The organism is Streptomyces sp. DH12 (assembly GCF_020873895.1).
GTDB lineage: Bacteria > Actinomycetota > Actinomycetes > Streptomycetales > Streptomycetaceae > Streptomyces.
Genome location: NZ_JAHWGT010001194.1, coordinates 1 through 438, shown reverse-complemented (window position 1 = coordinate 438; position 438 = coordinate 1). Strand labels below are relative to the sequence as shown.

Genomic DNA, 438 nt, shown 5'->3' with positions numbered 1-438 from the left:
GCTCGCCGGAGCCGGTGACGGTGGCCCGCACGAGACCGCCGCCCGCCTGGCCCTCGACCTCCGTGCGCGCCAGTTCCTCCTGGGCCTTGGCCAGGTCCTGCTGCATCTTCTGGGCCTGCTGGAGCAGCTGCTGCATGTTGGGCTGGCCACCACCGGGGATCACGATTCAGCTCCTAGGTCGGTACGTCGGATCGCTACGTCGGTCCGGGTGCGACGGTCGCACCCTCGGCACGAGCCTACGTGCTCGGGACGGCCGTCGCCCCGGCACTCTTTCGGGTGAGTTCCCTCCGGGGCCCTATACCTGATCACGGCCCCCTTCCGGGCGTAAAAGCGCGCGAACTCCCGACGCGCCCACCCGTTGGGCGGTAGGAAGGGCCCGGCGTGCGAGCACCACGCGTGACCGGTCGACCGCGTGCGGTGTGTGCGCGAGGTCGGTCA

1 protein-coding gene is annotated in these 438 nt (G+C 71.0%); it reads right to left on the bottom strand.

Annotated features, from left to right (window positions below; genetic code table 11):
- On the bottom strand, positions 1 to 163 hold a 163-nt coding region (locus LPA54_RS39205), incomplete at its 3' end, for a YbaB/EbfC family nucleoid-associated protein (RefSeq protein ID WP_228985163.1).
- Between the last annotated feature and the right edge of the window lie 275 nt (positions 164 to 438).